Genomic DNA, 16,239 nt, shown 5'->3' on the forward strand with positions numbered 1-16,239 from the left:
GTCACGATCCTTCCTGAATCCAGTATTCGCCGTTCAGCGCGACCGGCTGGAAGCGGCGCACCATCGTGTCGAACGTGCGGCGCGGGTCGAGATCCGCGAACAGGTCCGGATGCAGCCACTTCGCCATCGCCTGCACCGCGACGACATTGAACGGCGAGTTGTAGAAGTGATGCCAGATCGCATACGCGCGACGTTCGCGCACCGCGCGCAGCGGCGCGATCGTCGGGCGCTCCAGCGCGCGGTCGAACGAGCGGACGGCCGCGTCCCGCGTCACGCCGGCGCCGAGCGCGATGCGCTGCGGCGCGCTCTGCAGCGTGCGGGCCGAGCCGATCCCGGTGCCGATGTAGAAATCGGGCTGGCGGCTCAACAGGTATTCCGGGTTCAGCGTGCCGTGCTCGCCCGGTACGCGGCCCTTCGCGACGTTGTCGCCGCCGGCCGCGTCGAGCAGCTTGCCGAGCATGCCCGTCATCGTTTCGCAGCAGTCGCTCGACAGGCCGACGCGGCTTTCGAGGAACACCGTCGGCGCGGCGGGGCGGGCCGTCTTCAGCCGGCTGCGGACGAGGTCGAGCTGTTCCTGCCAGAGCGCGTTGAAGTCGGCCGCGCGCTGCGGCGCGCCGAACACCTGGCCGAGCACCGCGATGCTGCGCGGCGTGTTGACGAGCGGGTCGTGGCGAAAATCGACGAACACGATCGCGACGCCCGCGGCTTCGAGCCGCGCCAGCGTCTCGCGATCGCGCTCGCCGGGCCCGTGGCCGCCGCCGAGCCCGAAGATCGCGACCTGCGGCCGCAACGCGAGCGCGCGTTCGTCGCTGAAGCTGCCGGCCTGCGAGCGCCCGATGCGCGGCACGTCCTTCAGCCGCGGAAAGCGCGCGAGCCACTGCGCATAGCTCGCCGGATCGAGCTGTTCGAAGTCGCCCATCATGCCGACGAGGCGGCGCGCCGGATCGCCGGCGTCGACGATCGCGAGCGCCGGCAGCAGCCGTCCTTCGCCGAGCAGCACGCGCTCGACGCGCGCGGGAATCCGGACCTGCCGCCCGGCGAGGTCGGTGACGGTCGTCGTGTCCGCATGCGCGGCGTGCATCAAGAGCCAGCCGCACAGCCAGATGCCGAGCGTGGCCCATATTCCGCTTGTCTTTCTCACGCTACTCCCGATACGATATAAATGAGAACAATTCTCATTTAATTGTAACCGAGAGACGGGGCCGGAGCGGACGCTGTCCGTTTGACCGAACGACTAAATAGTTTGCGCGAGCACCGACCGCGCACGGGGGTATCCGAGATGACTGCATGGGCGCCAGGCGCTTTCCCTTCCGATTGCCATCGACATGACGCGCACGTTGCGCGAATCCGCGAAGTGCGGCCTGGCCTGCGCGTGCACGCGGACGACGCGACCGACGAATTCGACGCGGTGATGTCGGGCCAGTGCACGCCGGGCCTGCATCTCGTGCTGCTGCTGGAAGGGGCGCTCGACGTGTCCTACGGCGACCGGCGCGTGCTGCTGACGACGGACGGCCGCAGCGCGTGCCGCGATGCCGCGGCCCGGTCGAGCGCGGCGCGGCCGAACGCAGGGCGCCCGCATGTGCGGATGCAGTCGTTCCTGCTCAACGCGCTGCAGCCCGACACGTTCCGCCGCCGGCTGAGCAAGGGCGGCTACGCGCGGCGATTGAGTCTCGCGATGTCCGACGAATGGCTCGCGCATCTGCAGGCCGCGAGCCGCGCGGCCTTGCCCGAGCGGCTCGATTCGATGCTGTCCGCGCATCTCGCGATCCGCTTCTGGCAGCCGACGCCGCGCGCGACCGCGCTCGCCGAGCAGATCGTGCGGCCGCCGTCCTACCAGCCGATGCTGCAGGCGATCTACCTGGAAAGCCGTGTGCTCGAACTGCTCGCCGAGGCGTTCGCGCCGCTCGAGGCGGAGGCGGCGCAGGCGTCGGACGCGACGCTCGGCTCGCGCGACTACCGGCGGATGGCGGAGCTGCGCGCGTTTCTCGCGAGCGACGCCGCGCAGGACCTGTCGCTCGACGACATCGCGCGCCACGTCGGGATGAGCGCGAACGCGATGCAGCGCCAGTTCCGCGCCGCATACGGCACGACCGTGTTCGATTTCATTCGCGAACATCACCTGCAGCGCGCGCGGCTCGCGCTCGAGCGCGACGCGGTGAGCGTCAAGCAGGCCGCGGCGCTCGCCGGCTACACGAGCGCCGCGAATTTCGCGACCGCGTACAAGCGCCGTTTCGGCGTGACGCCGACGCTCGCGCGGCGCAGCGATCGACGCTGACCGCTGCCGACCCGCGTCGCGGCGCCGCTCAAACAAGATCGAAGCTTTCGCAAAGATTTCAAAGCATGACCGGTTTCATAATGCAAATGAGAATCAATCACATTGTGGAGCAGCGAAAGCGTCATCATGTCGAGTCACGTTGCGAAGTTTGCGTTGAAGCCGGCCGTCGTCGCCGGCCTGTATCTGATGGGGGCCTCCTGCGCGTGGGCGCAGACGCCTGACAAGCAGGGCGATGCCGCTGCGTCGGCCGCGTCCGGCGAGCCGGCGGCGATGAAGGAAATCGTCGTGACGGCGAGCCGCCGCGAGCAGGAGATCAAGGAGGCGCCCGCGAGCATCTCGGTGATCACCCGCGACGAGATCGAGGCGAAGCCCTATACGTCGGTTGCCGAGATCGTCAGCAAGGTCGAGGGCGTGAGCGTCGTCGGCGGATCGCCGAACGACCAGGACATCTCGATTCGCGGGATGCCCGGCGAATACACGCTGATCCTCGTCGACGGCCGCCGGCAGAACACCCGCGAAACGATGAACCGCGGCACCGCGGGCGTGCAGTCCAACCTGCTGCCGCCGCTCTCCGCGATCGAGCGGATCGAGGTCGTGCGCGGGCCGATGTCGTCGCTGTACGGCGCCGACGCGATGGGCGGCGTGGTCAACGTGATCACGCGCAAGGTGCCGAAGCGCTGGGGCGGCACGCTCACCGCGAGCAGCGTGTGGCAGCTCGAGTCGAACCAGGGCGATACGCAGAGCGTCGATTTCTGGCTCGGCGGCCCGCTGAAGTCCGACGTGCTCGGGCTGCAGGCGTCCGGGCGCCTGCTGCACCGGGGCGAGGACAACATCTTCTACCCGGCGAGCGGGGCGAGCGGCGCGAACGGGCAGCGCATCGGCAGCTTCGACGTGAAGCTGTCCGCGAAGCCGACCCGCGACCAGGACATCAGCGTCAACGTCGGGCGCGAACAGCTCACCTATCTCAGCACGCCGGGCAAGAGCGAGGCGCCGCTCACGCCGCGCACCGCGACTTCCGCGGTCACCGAGACGCGCCACGTCCGCGACTACTGGGGCATCACGCACGACGGCCGCTGGGGCTTCGGCAACACGACGCTGTCGCTGTACGGCGAGCGCGGCGTGCAGGATCAGTGGACGCCGGCGGGGCGCTCGTCGGTGAAGCCTGCGCTGACGGACACGATCCTCGAGGGCAAGGTCGAAGTGCCGTGGTGGGGCGAGCGCAACATCCTGACCGTCGGCGGCCAGCACATCTGGTCGCGGCTGTCGGGCGTCGGCAGCCAGGACGCGGTGCCGAAGGGGCACGCGATCAATTCCGACCGCATCTCGCGCAACGCGTGGGCGCTGTTCGGCGAGAACGAGTACTTCTTCAACGACCGCTTCACGCTGACGACCGGCGTGCGGCTCGATCACGACGAGCGCTATGGCAGCCACGTGAGCCCGCGCGTCTACGGCGTGTACAAGCTCACCCAGGCGTGGACGGTGCGCGGCGGCGTGTCGACCGGCTTCCGGCCGCCGTCGCTGCGCCAGAGCACGGGCGGCTACTGCATGACCTCGGGCGGCGCGGCGGGCGCGGTGCCCGGCACGCTGTGCGGCAATCCGGACCTGAAGCCCGAGACCAGCGTGACCGAGGAACTCGGCGTGCGCTATGACATGGGCGACACATACGCGGGCCTGACGCTGTTCAACAACCTGTTCAGGAACAAGGTCGCGAGCTACGACACGGGCGTCGCCGATCCGCGCTCGCCGGGCCGCAACATCTACAAGTACGACAACATCGACCGGGTCAAGCTGTACGGGCTCGAGCTCGGCGCGGGCACGCGCGTGACGCGCACGGTGCGGGTGTCGGGCGCGTACACGCTCACGCAGTCGCGCCGCGAAGGCAGCGGCGAGAAGGCGTTCAACGGCGGCTCGCTCGACGGCCAGCCGCTCGACAAGACGCCGAAGCACAAATTCAACGTGCAGGTCGACTGGACGCCGACGCCGAAGCTCGACCTGTATGCGACCGCCAACTACATCGGCAACGAATACTGGGCGGCGTTCCGCAACGGCGCGCAGGGCGTGCGCGAGCGGCCGTCGACGACGACCTTCGACCTCGGCGGCCGTTACCGGATCGACAAGCGCTTCTCCGTCAATTTCGCGGTGCTGAACGTGACCAACAAGATGGTTCCGGTCGACGACCGCACGCGCGCGAACGGCCTGAGCGGCAACTGGCTCGTCGACCAGGGCCGCCGCATCGCGGTGAGCCTCACGGCCGAAATGTGACGGCGTGGCCGGCGCGCCGTGTGCAGGCCCATTGCGCCGGCCCATTCAATCTGGAGGTCAATCTCATGAACATGGTTTCCCGTCCCGCGACACTATTTGCACCCCGAAACATCTGGGAGCTCTATCGCCCCGACACGCCGCTGTTTCTCGCGACGCCGGCCCATGCGCTGCTCGCGACCGACGCGGCGGACGTCGTCCCGCACGCCGATGCGCCGCTCGCGTCGCGCGTCGCGGATGCGCTGCGCGATGCTCGAGAGAACGGGCACACCGGCGCGGCGGTCGTCGGCGCGGTGCCGTTCGACGTCGATGCGCCCGCCGCGCTGAGGGTCGCGCGCACGCTGTTGCGCGCCGGCCCGCTTGGCTCGCTGCGCGGCCCGGAACTCGCGGCGACGCGTCATGCGACGCGCGCGGTGCCGTCGGCGGAGGTCTATGGGAACGCGGTCGAGCAGGCCGTCGCCCGCATCCGCGCGGGCGAGCTCGGCAAGGTCGTGCTGGCCCGTACGCTCGAGATCACCGGCGAACGGCCGGTCGACGTCGCGCCGCTGGTCGCGCGGCTCGCGGCCCGCAATCCGCAGGGCTATACGTTCTCCGTCGATCTGGGCGCCGGCCGCACGCTGCTCGGCGCGAGCCCGGAACTGCTCGTGAACCGCTTCGGCGGCATCGTGCGCGCGAATCCGCTCGCGGGCTCGGCGCCGCGCAGCCCCGACCCGGTCGAGGATCGCCGCCGCGCAGACGCGCTGCTCGCCTCCAGGAAGGATCTCGACGAGCACCGGATGGTCGTCGACGCGGTGCGCGACGCGCTCGCGCCGTTGTGCCGGCGTCTCGACGTGCCCGTGCGTCCGTCGCTGATCCACACCGAGACGATGTGGCACCTGTCCACCGAAGTGCGCGGCGAAACCGACGCCGACGCGCTGACGCTCGCGCTCGCGCTGCATCCGACGCCGGCCGTCTGCGGCGCGCCGCGCGCGGCCGCCCGTGCGTGCATCCGCGACGCGGAGCCGTTCGACCGCGGCTTCTACGCGGGGATGCTCGGCTGGGTCGATACGCAAGGCGACGGCGAATGGGTGGTGACGATCCGCTGCGCGGAAGCGCACGACCGTACGCTGCGGCTCTACGCGGGCGCGGGCGTTGTCGGCGAGTCGACGCCCGGCGGCGAGTGCGCGGAGACCGCCGCGAAATTCCGGACGATGCTCGACGCGCTCGGCGTGAGCCACGACGTCGCGCCGGAGGCCGCATGATGCGCGCGTACGGCACGCCGTGGCCGGACGCGTTCGCCAACGCGTACCGAGAGAAAGGCTACTGGCGCGGGCAATCGTTCGCGCAATGGCTCGACGAGCGCGTCGAGCGGCATGGCGAGCGCATCGCGCTCGTGCAGGACGACATCCGCTGGTCGTATCGCACGCTCGGCGACGAGGCGGCGCGCGTCGCCCGCGCGCTGACCGCGCGGGGCATCGCGCCGGGCGACCGCGTGGTCGTGCAGTTGCCGAACTGCGTCGCGTTCTTCGCGGTCACGTTCGCGCTGTTCCGGCTCGGCGCGCTGCCGGTGTTCGCGCTGCCCGCGCATCGGCGGCGTGAGATCGGGTTCTTCTGCCGGCACGCGCAGGCGGTCGCGTACGTCGCGGCCGAGCGACACGACGGTTTCGATTACCGGGCGCTCGCGCGCGACGTGCAGACCGACGCGCCGACGCTGCGGCACGTGCTGTTCACGGCGCCCGGCAACGCGAACCTCGCGCTGGCCGATGCGCCGGCGAACGTCGCGTTGCCGCCCGAACCGGCCGCGGGCGAGGTCGCGTTCCTGCAACTGTCGGGCGGCAGCACCGGCACGCCGAAGCTGATCCCGCGCACCCACGACGACTACCTGTACAGCGTGCGCGAAAGCGCGCGCATCTGCGGGCTGAGCGAGCGCAGCGTGTATCTCGCCGCGCTGCCGGCCGCGCACAACTACGCGCTCAGCTCGCCGGGCTCGTTCGGCGTACTGCAGGCGGGCGGCACGGTCGTGCTGTGCGACGGCGCGAACCCGGACGTCGCGTTCCCGCTGATCGAGCGTGAGCGCGTGACGGTCGTCGCGCTCGTGCCGCCGCTGGTGCCGGTGTGGCTGGCGGCCGTGGCGCGGCGGCGGGAGGCGCTTGCAAGTCTCGAGCTCGTGCAGGTCGGCGGCGCGCGCTTCGACCCGGTGCTCGCGGCGCGCGCGGCGGACGGTTTCGGCGCGCAGCTCCAGCAGGTGTTCGGGATGGCCGAAGGGCTCGTCAACTACACGCGGCTCGACGATCCGCGCGAACAGGTGACCGGCACGCAGGGGCGGCCGATTTCGCCGGACGACGAGATCCGCATCGTCGACGACGACGATTGTCCGGTTGCGCCGGGCGAGGTCGGCCACCTGCTGACGCGCGGCCCGTACACGATTCGTGGCTATTACGAAGCGGACGCGCACAACGCGCGCGCATTTACCGCGGATGGCTTCTATCGCACCGGCGATCGCGTGCGGCTGACGGCCACCGGCCATCTGGTCGTCGAAGGGCGCGCGAAGGACCAGGTCAACCGCGGCGGCGAGAAGATTCCCGCCGAGGAGATCGAGCACCTGCTGCTCGCGCACCCGGGCGTCGTCGATGCGGCGCTCGTGCCGATGCCCGATCCGTATCTCGGCGAGCGCAGTTGCGCGTACGTGATCCGCGGCACGCCGGCGCCGCGCGCGGCGGAGCTGATCCGGTTCGTGCGCGAGCAGGGCGTCGCCGCCTTCAAGGTGCCGGACCGGATCGAATTCGTCGACGCGTTCCCGAAGACGCCCGTCGGCAAGATCGACAAGCGCGCGCTCCGCGAGCGCGTCGCCGCGCAGTTGAGCGCGTCGGCATGACACATACGCGCGGGCGGCACGCATCGCCCGCGCATCGAATCATTCAACAGCACTCCATCATGGCCATTCCAAAGATTCCTTCCTACCCGATGCCGGCCGAGCTGCCGGCGAACCGCGTGACCTGGGGCTTCGAGCCGCAACGCGCCGCGTTGCTCGTGCACGACATGCAGGACTACTTCCTCGATTTCTACGATCGCGACGCGGCGCCCGTGCCGGCGCTGCTGGCGAACGTGCGGCGCCTGATCGACTTCGCGCATGCGACCGGGATGCCGGTCTGCTACACCGCGCAATCGGCGGCGCAGACGCCCGAGCAGCGCGCGCTGCTGACCGACATGTGGGGCCCCGGGCTCACCGCGCACCCGTCGCGCGAAGCGATCTGCGACGCGCTCGCGCCGGCGCCGGGCGACACGGTGCTCGACAAGTGGCGCTACAGCGCGTTCCAGCGCTCGAATCTCGACATCCTGCTGAAAGAGCAGGGGCGCGACCAGCTCGTGATCTGCGGGATCTACGCGCATATCGGCTGCCTGATGACCGCGTGCGATGCGTTCATGCGGGACGTCCGGCCATTCTTCGTCGCGGATGCGCTCGCGGACTTCTCCGAGCGCGAGCATCGGATGGCGCTCGACTACGTGGCGGGGCGCTGCGGCAAGGTCGCGACCACCGGTGAGCTGGTCGGCGCGGCCGCGGGCGACGGCGCATCGCCGACGCTCGCGGACATCGCCGACCAGGTCGCGCGCAGCCTGCGGGTGCCGGCCGCCGATCTGCGCGCGGGCGACAACCTGCTCGACTGCGGGCTCGATTCGGTGCGCATGATGATGCTCGTGGAAACCTGGCGGTCCGCCGGACACGACGTCACGTTCGTGCAGCTCGCGGAGCAGCCGACGCTCGACGCGTGGACGCGTCTGCTGCAGCGCACGGCGCAGGTGGCCGCATGACGGCGCGCCCGATCCCGGACGCGCAACCGGCGCCGTTCGTCAGCACGGCCGAGCTCTCGCTGCCGCAGGCCGACCGCGTGCTGTTCAAGCTCTGCAAGCACTACGCGATCAAGGTGCCGGTGGTGTTCGACGAGCACCGCGCGACGGTCGATTTCCCGTACGGCGTCTGCCGGATGGCGCGGGCCGACGACGTGCTGAGCCTGCGCTGCGAGGCCGACGCCGCGGACAAGCTCGAACAGATCCAGTACGTGATGGACGAGCACCTGGCGCTGATGTCGCGCAATCCGCAGCTCGTCGTCGCGTGGCGCCGCGCGTGACGCGCGCGGCTCGTTTCCCGATCAACGATTTCTCGTGGCAAACCCCTTGATGGAACTCGAAGACCGACCGATGCGCGCAACGTCCGCGCAATACGGAATCTGGGTCGCGCAGCAGGTCGATCCTGACGATCCGGGCTACCTGACCGCCGAGACGATCGAGCTCGACGGCCCGCTCGATGTCGCCGCGCTGACCGACAGCGTCGAGACGGTGCTCGATCATGCTGACGCGTTGCACATGCGCTTCGCGTGGCGCGACGACGCGCTGTGGCAGCGGCGCCTGCCGCCGTGCGCGCGGCTGCCGCTCGTCGATTTCTCCTCGGAACCCGATCCCGCACAGGCCGCGCGCGCGTGGATGCGCGCGTCGCTGTCGATCTGCTGCGACGTGACGGCCGATCCGCTGTACCGCACCGCGCTGCTGCGGCTGTCGCCGACGCGGCACTGGTGGTATCTGCAGGTTCACCACATCGCGCTCGACGGTTTCGGCTACAGCCTGCTCCAGCAGGCGGTCGCCGCCCGCTACAACGCTCGCGGCGCGCTCGCGGCGCCGCCCGCGCTGCCGGACTGGCGCGTCGATCGCGTCGTCGACGCGGAGGCGCGCTACCGCGCGACCGGCGGTTTCGACGCCGATCGCGCGTTCTGGCGCGCGCACCTGCGCGACGTGCCGGCGCCGCTCGTCCTCGCGCCGCAGCAGGCGGTCGGCGCGGACGCGTTGCGCGAGACGCTCACGCTCGACGGCACTCGAGTGCATGCGTTGCGCGAAGCGGCCGAGCGGCTCGACGTCGACTGGAACGCGTGGCTGCTGTGCGCGATCGGCGTCTGGCTCGCGAAGCAGGGCGGCCAGCGCGACCTGACGCTCGGCCTACCGGTGATGAACCGTCTCGGCACGCCGGCGCTCGGCGTGCCGTGCATGGCGATGAACATCGTGCCGTTTTGCGTGCACGTCGACGCCGACCGGTCGCCGCGAGCGCTCGCGGCCGAGACGGCCGGGCGGCTGCGCGCGATCCGTCCGCACCTGTACTACCGGTACGGCTGGATTCGCGGCGACCTTGGCCTGCTGGAGCGCAACGCGTTCCTGTTCAACCAGGCGGTGAACGTGATGCCGTTCGAGCGGCAGGTTGCGTTCGACGGGCTCGCGAGCGATACGTGCGCGGTCAGCGGCGGCCCCGTGAAGGATTTGAACGTGACGGTCGCGGTGCGCGCCGGCGCGTGGCACGTCACGCTCGAGGGCAATCCGAACGCCTACGACGCGACGCGGCTCACAGCGTATGCGCGCAGCCTCGCGGACTGGCTGGATGCGTTTGCCGGACACGCGCCGGACGCACCGGTCGCGCCGCTGCTCGGCGACCTGCCGCCGCCGTCGATCCTGCGCGGCGCGCCGCTTGCCGGCCCGTTCCCCGATGTGCTCGCGCTCGTCGCCCGCATCGAGCAGGAAGCGCCGACGCGCACCGCGATCGAGGCGGGCGCGCAGCGCATCGACTACCGCACGCTGCTCGCCGACGTCGATGCGCTCGCGGCGGCGCTCGCCGCGCATGGCGTGACGCGCGGCTGCCGCGTGGCGCTCGCCGCGCCGCGCGCGCCGGACGTGATCGCGGCGATGCTCGCGGTGCTGCAGGCCGGCGCGGTGCTCGTGCCGGTCGACCCGGACGGCCCGCCGCAGCGGACCGCGGCGATGCTCGCCGACGCCGCGCCCGCGCTCGTGATCACGCGCGGCGCGTATCGCGCGTGCGCGGGCAGCCTGCCGACGCTGGATCTCGACGCGCATCGCGCGCCCGTGTCACGCAGCGCTTGCGACGTGGCACCGTGCGCCGACGCCCATCAGCCCGCGTACCTGCTCTACACGTCCGGTTCGACCGGCCGCCCGAACGGCGTGCTGGTCGGGCGCGGCGCGCTTGCGCAGTTCGTCGCGAGCACGCGCGAGCGCTATCGCGTCGGGCCCGGCGACAAGGTGCTGCAGTTCGCGCCGCTGCACTTCGACGCAAGCTTCGAGGAGATCTTCGTCACGCTGTGCAGCGGCGCGACGCTCGTGCTGCGCGACGACGCGATGCTCGATTCGGTCGACGCGTTCGCGGCCGAGGTCGAGCGGCGCGGCATCACGGTGCTCGACCTGCCCACCGCGTACTGGCACGTGCTTGCGCATGCGCTCGACGCGCGCCATGCGCAGCAGCTTCGAAAGGTGCGCCTGACCATCATCGGCGGCGAGGCCGCGCTGCCCGAGCGGATCCGGCGCTGGCGCGCGCGGTTGCCGGACCAGACGCTGCTGAACACCTACGGGCCGACCGAAGCGACGATCATCGCGACCGCTGCGTGCGTCGGCGGCCCGGGCGCGGTCTGGCAGGACGGCGAGCCGGTGCCGATCGGCACGCCGCGCGCGGGCGTCGACGCGCGGATCGTCGACGCCCGCGGGTATCCGGTCGCAGCGGGCTGTTCGGGCGAACTCGTGCTGAGCGGCGACGCGCTCGCGCTCGCGTATCTCGACAATCCGGCGCTGACGGAGGAGCGCTTCGTAATGCTGCCCGGCAGCGGCGTCCGCGCGTACCGGACCGGCGATCTCGCGACGCTGCGCGACGGCCGGCTCTGCTTCGACGGCCGCATCGACCATCAGGTGAAGATCAGCGGCGTGCGCATCGACCCGCGCGAGATCGAGGACTGGCTGCTGCGCTCGCCGGACGTGCGCGAGGCGGCGGTCGTCGCATTGCGCAGCGACGCGGGCGCGACGACGCTCGCGGCGTTCGTCGCCGGGACCGACGACATCGCCGCGCTGCGCGCGCGGCTGGCCGATGCGCTGCCGGCCGCCGCGATTCCGGATGTATGGCGCGTGCTCGACGGCCTGCCGCGCAACGCGAACGGCAAGACCGACCGCAACGCGCTGCTGCGGCTCGCGGCGCAGCGCGATGCGGCGCCGGACGACGAGCCGCAGGCCGGCGAACTGGAGCGGCGCGTGATGCGCATCTGGCGCGAGGTGCTGGGCGAGATCGCGCTCACGCCCGCATCCAATTTCTTCGACGTCGGCGGGAAGTCGCTGCAGGCGATCCAGGCGAGCGCGCGGCTCGCGGCCGAGCTGGAGCGCGACGTGCCGGTGTCGATGCTGTTCCGGCATGCGACGGTCGGCGCGCTGGCGGCCGCGCTGCAGACGCCGCTCGCGTACCGGCCGCGCACCGCGCACGACGCGTTCGCGCCGCATCTGGCGATCCACGCAGGGCGCGACGGCGGCCCGCGGCTCATCTGCCTCCATCCGGCCGACGGCCTCGCATGGAGCTATCTGCGGCTCGCCGCGCATCTCCCGGACGTCGCGCTCGACGGCCTGCAACTGTCGGTCGAGGACACCCGGCGCGCCGCGGATTTCGATGCGCTCGTCGCCACCTACGTGCAGCGCGTGCGCGCGCTCCAGCCGGACGGGCCGTACCACCTGCTCGGCTGGTCGCTCGGCGGCGCGCTCGCGCATGCGGTCGCCGCGACGCTTGCACGCGACGGCCACGCGGTCGGCCTGCTCGCGCTGATGGACAGCTATCCGGCGTCCGCATGGGAGACGCAGCCGCAGCCGACGCCGGGCGATGCGCTGCGCATCCTGCTCACGGTGAACGGCGATTTCGACACGGCCGATCTGCCCGACGACGCGCTGCGCCAGCGGCTGTTGCGGGCGAACAGCCCGTTCGCGGCGCTTGGCGCGGTGGGGCTCGAAGCGTTCGTGGACGCGACGCTGCGGCAGATGCGCCTGTTCCGCGCGGCAAGCACGCCGCGCTACGACGGCGCGCTGCTGCTGTTCAACGCGGCGCGCAAGCGGCCGGGCCTGCCAGTGCCCGACAGCTGGCGCGCCCATCTGGCGGCCGACGCGCTGACGTGCGTCGCGCTCGACTGTTCGCACGACGGGATGTCCGATCCCGAACCGATGGCGGCGATCGGCGCCGCGCTGGCGGAATGGCTCGCCTCAGCGACCGCCGCTGGCTCTTTTTGAGGAATTCGAATCGATGAATGCACAGGCAGGAATGACTTTTCCGGGTACGGTCGCCGTCGTGAGCGGCGCGGCCCAGGGCATCGGCGCAGCCGTCGCGCGCGCGCTCGCCGCGCGCGGGATCGAGGTCGCCGCGTTCGACGTCGACGGCGACGCGCTGGCGCGCCACGCGGCCGACGGCGCGGCCGATAGTGCGCCATTCAGCGCGCGGATCCATCCGTTCACGGTCGACGTCGCGGACGCGGCGGCTGTCCATGATGCGGTCGCACGCGTGGAGGAGACGGTCGGTCCGATCGGGATGCTCGCGAATGTCGCGGGCGTGTTGCGGCTCGCGGCGGCGACGTCGCTGAGCGACGCCGACTGGGCGCACTGTTTCGCGGTGAATACGCACGGGGTGTTTCACCTGTCGCGCGCGGTCGCGCAGCGGATGGTCGCGCGCCGCGCCGGCAGCATCGTGACGGTCGGCTCGAACGCGGCGCTGGTGCCGCGCATGCAGATGGCCGCTTATGCGGCGTCGAAGGCCGCCGCGCACCAGTTCACCCGCTGTCTCGGGCTCGAGCTGGCCGGGCACGGCATCCGCTGCAACATCGTCGCGCCGGGCTCGACCGACACGCCGATGCAGCGCCAGCTCTGGGACGGTCCGGCCGGCCCGGCGGGCGTGATCGCCGGTGCGCTCGACACGTATCGCACGGGCATTCCGCTCGGCCGCATCGCGGCGCCTGACGATGTCGCCGAAACGGTGCTGTTCCTGCTGTCCGACGCGTCGCGTCACGTCACGCTGCACAGCCTGTGCGTCGACGGCGGCGCGACGCTCGGCGTCTGACGGTGTTCCGCTTCCATTTTCCGGAGCTTCAACGATGAAACAGATCTCCGTCGAAATCGAACAGGGCGCGGCCGGCACCTTTGCCGAGCCGCCCCGCGACGAACGGCTGTGCGTCGGCATGCGGCTGCCGGCGCCGGACGCGCTGCGCCGCGACCTGCCGGCATCGGTCGCCGCGCGCGCGACCGTGGCAGCCGGCCGCCGGCAACTGCGCGCGATCCTCGAGCGCCGCGATGCGCGCCGCATCGTCGTCGTCGGTCCGTGCTCGATCCACGATCCGCAGGCGGCGCTCGACTATGCGCGGCGGCTCGCGCGGCTCGCGCATGCGGTGCGAGACGCGTTCTGCGTCGTGATGCGCGTGTACTTCGAGAAGCCGCGCACGACGATCGGCTGGAAAGGCCTGATCAACGACCCGGGCCTCGACGGCAGCCATCGCGTGCTGGACGGGCTGCATGCCGCGCGCCGGCTGCTCGTCGACATCAACGCGCTCGGACTGCCCGCGGCGATCGAGGCGCTCGACGTCGTCACGCCGCATTACCTGTGCGATCTCGTGAGCTGGGCCGCGATCGGCGCCCGCACGACCGAGTCGCAGGTGCATCGCGAGCTGGCGTCGGGCCTCGCGATGCCGGTCGGCTTCAAGAACGGCACCGACGGCCAGGTCGACGTGGCGGCGCACGCGATGCTGGCCAGCATGCGGCCGCATACCTTCATCGGCATCGACGGCGCCGGCGGTCCGGCGCTGCTGCACAGCGGCGGCAATCCGCATGCGCACCTCGTGCTGCGCGGCGGCCGGCACGGGCCGAACTACGACGCGGCATCGGTGGCGGTTGCCGTCGAGGCGCTGCGCGCGCAGCGCCTGCCGCCGAACGTGCTGATCGACTGCTCGCACGCGAACTGCGGCAAGCAGGCCGACCGGCAGCTCGCGGTGCTCGACGACGTCGTCGAGCAAATGTGCGCCGGCAGCGACGCGATTCGCGGCGTGATGCTCGAGAGCTTTCTCGAAGCGGGCGCACAGCCGCTCGGCGGCCCGCTGCGCTACGGCTGCTCGATCACCGACCCGTGCCTCGGCTGGGACGCGACCGAGGACGCGCTGCTGCGCGCGCGCAGCCGCTGGCTCGCGCGGGACGGCCGTGCCGGCTGACGCCGGCGTCGGCGCGCGCCTTCTTCAACCCACTACGGAATGGATATGTCCACGACTTCCGCCGAACCCCTGCAAGCGCCGGCCGACGCCGGCCCCCGTTACCTGCCGCTGCTGCTCGCGAATCTCGCGATGGTGGCCGGCACCTACGCATTCGTCGCGATCGCCGGCCCGCTGGCGCGCAGGATGAACCTTGAACCCCTGCATATCGGCGCGGTCATCGCGAGCGTCGGGCTCGTCTGGATCGCCGCCGCGCCGCGCTGGGGGCGCGCGGCGGACGCACGCGGCCGGCTGCCCGCGATGCGCGCGTCGATCGTCGGCTTCGTCGCCAGCTTTCTGCTGCTGGCCGGCTATGTCGGCTGGGCGCTGCATCGCGACGGGGCGATCATGCCGCCGGTCTGGGCGAGCTTCGTCGCGCTGCTGGCGACGCGCGCGGCGATGGGCGGCTGCTATGCCGGCCTGCCGGTCGCGGCGACCGCGTGGATCGCGGACCGGACCGCGACCACGGGGCGCGCGGCGGCGCTCGCGCGGTTCGGCGCGGCGGGGGCGGTCGGGATGGTGATCGCGCCGCCGCTCGCCGGCTGGCTGGCCGGTTACGACATGACGCTCGCGCTTGCGCTGTTCGCGCTGCTGCCGCTCGCGGGCCTGCCGGGGCTGCGCCGCTTGCGCGACGACGCACCGCGGCTCGCGCGACACGCGCCGGCGCGGCTGAAGCCGACCGATCCGCGGCTGCGCCTGCCGTGGTGGAGCGCGTTCGCGCTGTACAGCGTCGTGATGATCGCGAACAGCGCGCTCGGCTTCTACGTGATCGACCGGCTGCAGGTCGGCGCGCGCGACGCGTCGGCGGTGGTCGGCTATGCGCTCGGCAGCGCGGGCGTCGGCCTGATCGCGATGCAGTCGCTCGTCGGGCGGCTGCGGCGGGTCGCGCCGCGACAGTGGCTGCGATGGGGCGCGCTCGTCGGCGGCGTCGGCTTCGTGTCGGTGCTGGCGGTGGAGCCTGCGCAGCCGTTGCTGATGTGCGCGAGCTATCTGGTGGCGGCCTGCGGAATGGGCGCGGCGTTCCCGGCGGTCGCGGCGCTCGCGAGCACGCGGGTCGAGCCGCACGAGCAGGGCGCGTGCGCGGGCGCGATGTCGGTCGCGCAGGGGCTCAGCATGGTGGTGGCGCCGCTCGTCGGCAACGGGCTCTACGAACTGCATCCGGCCGCGCCGTTCGCGGCGATCGGGGTGGTGCTGGCGGGGGTGTTTGTCGGGACGTGGAGGGGGCGTAGCGCAGCGCGTCGATGAGAAACGAAAGCGCCCGCTTGTGCGGGCGCTTTGCTTCCTGGGCGCAGAAATGAGAAAGGCCGGCATATAGCCGGCCTTTCAAAAAAACAGATGGTGCCCAGGAGAGGACTCGGTCACACGGGCGCGACCCCGGCCGCGCTTGCAAGCGCAGCCCTTCGAGTCCTCGCGCAAAGCGCGCAGGCGCTTTGCTTCCTGGGCGCAGAAATGAAAAAAGGTCAGCTTGCGCTGACCTTTTTTGAAATCAAATGGTGCCCAGGAGAGGACTCGAACCTCCACGGTGTTGCCACCGCTAGGACCTGAACCTAGTGCGTCTACCAATTCCGCCACCTGGGCACGTTTCGCTTGGTGCTGCATCGCGAAAGAAGGCAATTATAGCGTGTCCGGAAGGCATGTCAACAGTTTTTTGCT

11 protein-coding genes and 1 tRNA gene are annotated in these 16,239 nt (G+C 71.3%); 10 read left to right on the top strand and 2 right to left on the bottom strand.

Annotation, left to right across the window (positions count from 1 at the left end):
* Position 1 precedes the first annotated feature (1 nt).
* On the bottom strand, positions 2 to 1,123 hold the full coding sequence (locus tag B7P44_RS07810) for an ABC transporter substrate-binding protein (protein ID WP_084906508.1): 1,122 nt from the start codon (positions 1,121 to 1,123) through the stop codon (positions 2 to 4).
* 231 nt (positions 1,124 to 1,354) lie between these two features.
* Here B7P44_RS07810 and B7P44_RS07815 point away from each other — a divergent pair, with 231 nt between their 5' ends.
* The 10 genes from B7P44_RS07815 (at position 1,355) to B7P44_RS07860 (ending at position 15,831) form a co-directional block, all read left to right on the top strand.
* Positions 1,355 to 2,275 (top strand): helix-turn-helix transcriptional regulator, encoded by a 921-nt coding sequence (locus B7P44_RS07815; RefSeq protein WP_084902523.1) that lies wholly within the window; start codon positions 1,355 to 1,357, stop codon positions 2,273 to 2,275.
* A gap of 126 nt (positions 2,276 to 2,401) precedes the next feature.
* Positions 2,402 to 4,537: a TonB-dependent receptor domain-containing protein gene (locus tag B7P44_RS07820; RefSeq protein WP_084906510.1), complete on the top strand. Its 2,136-nt coding sequence runs from the start codon at positions 2,402 to 2,404 to the stop codon at positions 4,535 to 4,537.
* A 65-nt stretch (positions 4,538 to 4,602) separates the two neighbouring features.
* Positions 4,603 to 5,775: an isochorismate synthase gene (locus B7P44_RS07825; protein ID WP_084902526.1), complete on the top strand. Its 1,173-nt coding sequence runs from the start codon at positions 4,603 to 4,605 to the stop codon at positions 5,773 to 5,775.
* Positions 5,775 to 7,388 carry a (2,3-dihydroxybenzoyl)adenylate synthase gene (locus B7P44_RS07830; RefSeq protein WP_084906512.1) on the top strand — a complete coding sequence of 538 codons (1,614 nt, stop codon included), beginning with the start codon at positions 5,775 to 5,777 and terminating at the stop codon, positions 7,386 to 7,388. The genes B7P44_RS07825 and B7P44_RS07830 overlap by 1 nt, the downstream gene beginning before the upstream one ends.
* A 59-nt stretch (positions 7,389 to 7,447) precedes the next feature.
* Complete coding sequence (locus tag B7P44_RS07835) at positions 7,448 to 8,323, top strand: isochorismatase (protein ID WP_084902529.1); 876 nt, start codon at positions 7,448 to 7,450, stop codon at positions 8,321 to 8,323.
* Complete coding sequence (locus B7P44_RS07840; RefSeq protein WP_010099300.1) at positions 8,320 to 8,640, top strand: DUF2218 domain-containing protein; 321 nt, start codon at positions 8,320 to 8,322, stop codon at positions 8,638 to 8,640. Before B7P44_RS07835 ends, B7P44_RS07840 begins: the two co-directional genes overlap by 4 nt.
* Positions 8,641 to 8,674: 34 nt before the next feature.
* Positions 8,675 to 12,592: a non-ribosomal peptide synthetase gene (locus B7P44_RS07845; RefSeq protein WP_231716668.1), complete on the top strand. Its 3,918-nt coding sequence runs from the start codon at positions 8,675 to 8,677 to the stop codon at positions 12,590 to 12,592.
* Positions 12,593 to 12,623: 31 nt separating this feature from the next.
* Positions 12,624 to 13,412, top strand: a complete 789-nt coding sequence (locus B7P44_RS07850) for a 2,3-dihydro-2,3-dihydroxybenzoate dehydrogenase (RefSeq protein ID WP_084902535.1) — start codon at positions 12,624 to 12,626, stop codon at positions 13,410 to 13,412.
* A gap of 34 nt (positions 13,413 to 13,446) precedes the next feature.
* Entirely contained in the window at positions 13,447 to 14,550 is a 1,104-nt protein-coding gene (locus B7P44_RS07855) for a 3-deoxy-7-phosphoheptulonate synthase (RefSeq protein WP_084902538.1), read from the top strand.
* Between the two features lie 45 nt (positions 14,551 to 14,595).
* On the top strand, positions 14,596 to 15,831 hold the full coding sequence (locus tag B7P44_RS07860) for an MFS transporter (protein ID WP_167389799.1): 1,236 nt from the start codon (positions 14,596 to 14,598) through the stop codon (positions 15,829 to 15,831).
* Positions 15,832 to 16,077: 246 nt separating this feature from the next.
* Here the strand turns inward: B7P44_RS07860 and B7P44_RS07865 are convergent.
* A tRNA-Leu gene (locus tag B7P44_RS07865) sits at positions 16,078 to 16,164 on the bottom strand.
* Between the last annotated feature and the right edge of the window lie 75 nt (positions 16,165 to 16,239).

The sequence above is a fragment of the Burkholderia ubonensis subsp. mesacidophila genome, from assembly GCF_002097715.1.
GTDB lineage: Bacteria > Pseudomonadota > Gammaproteobacteria > Burkholderiales > Burkholderiaceae > Burkholderia > Burkholderia mesacidophila.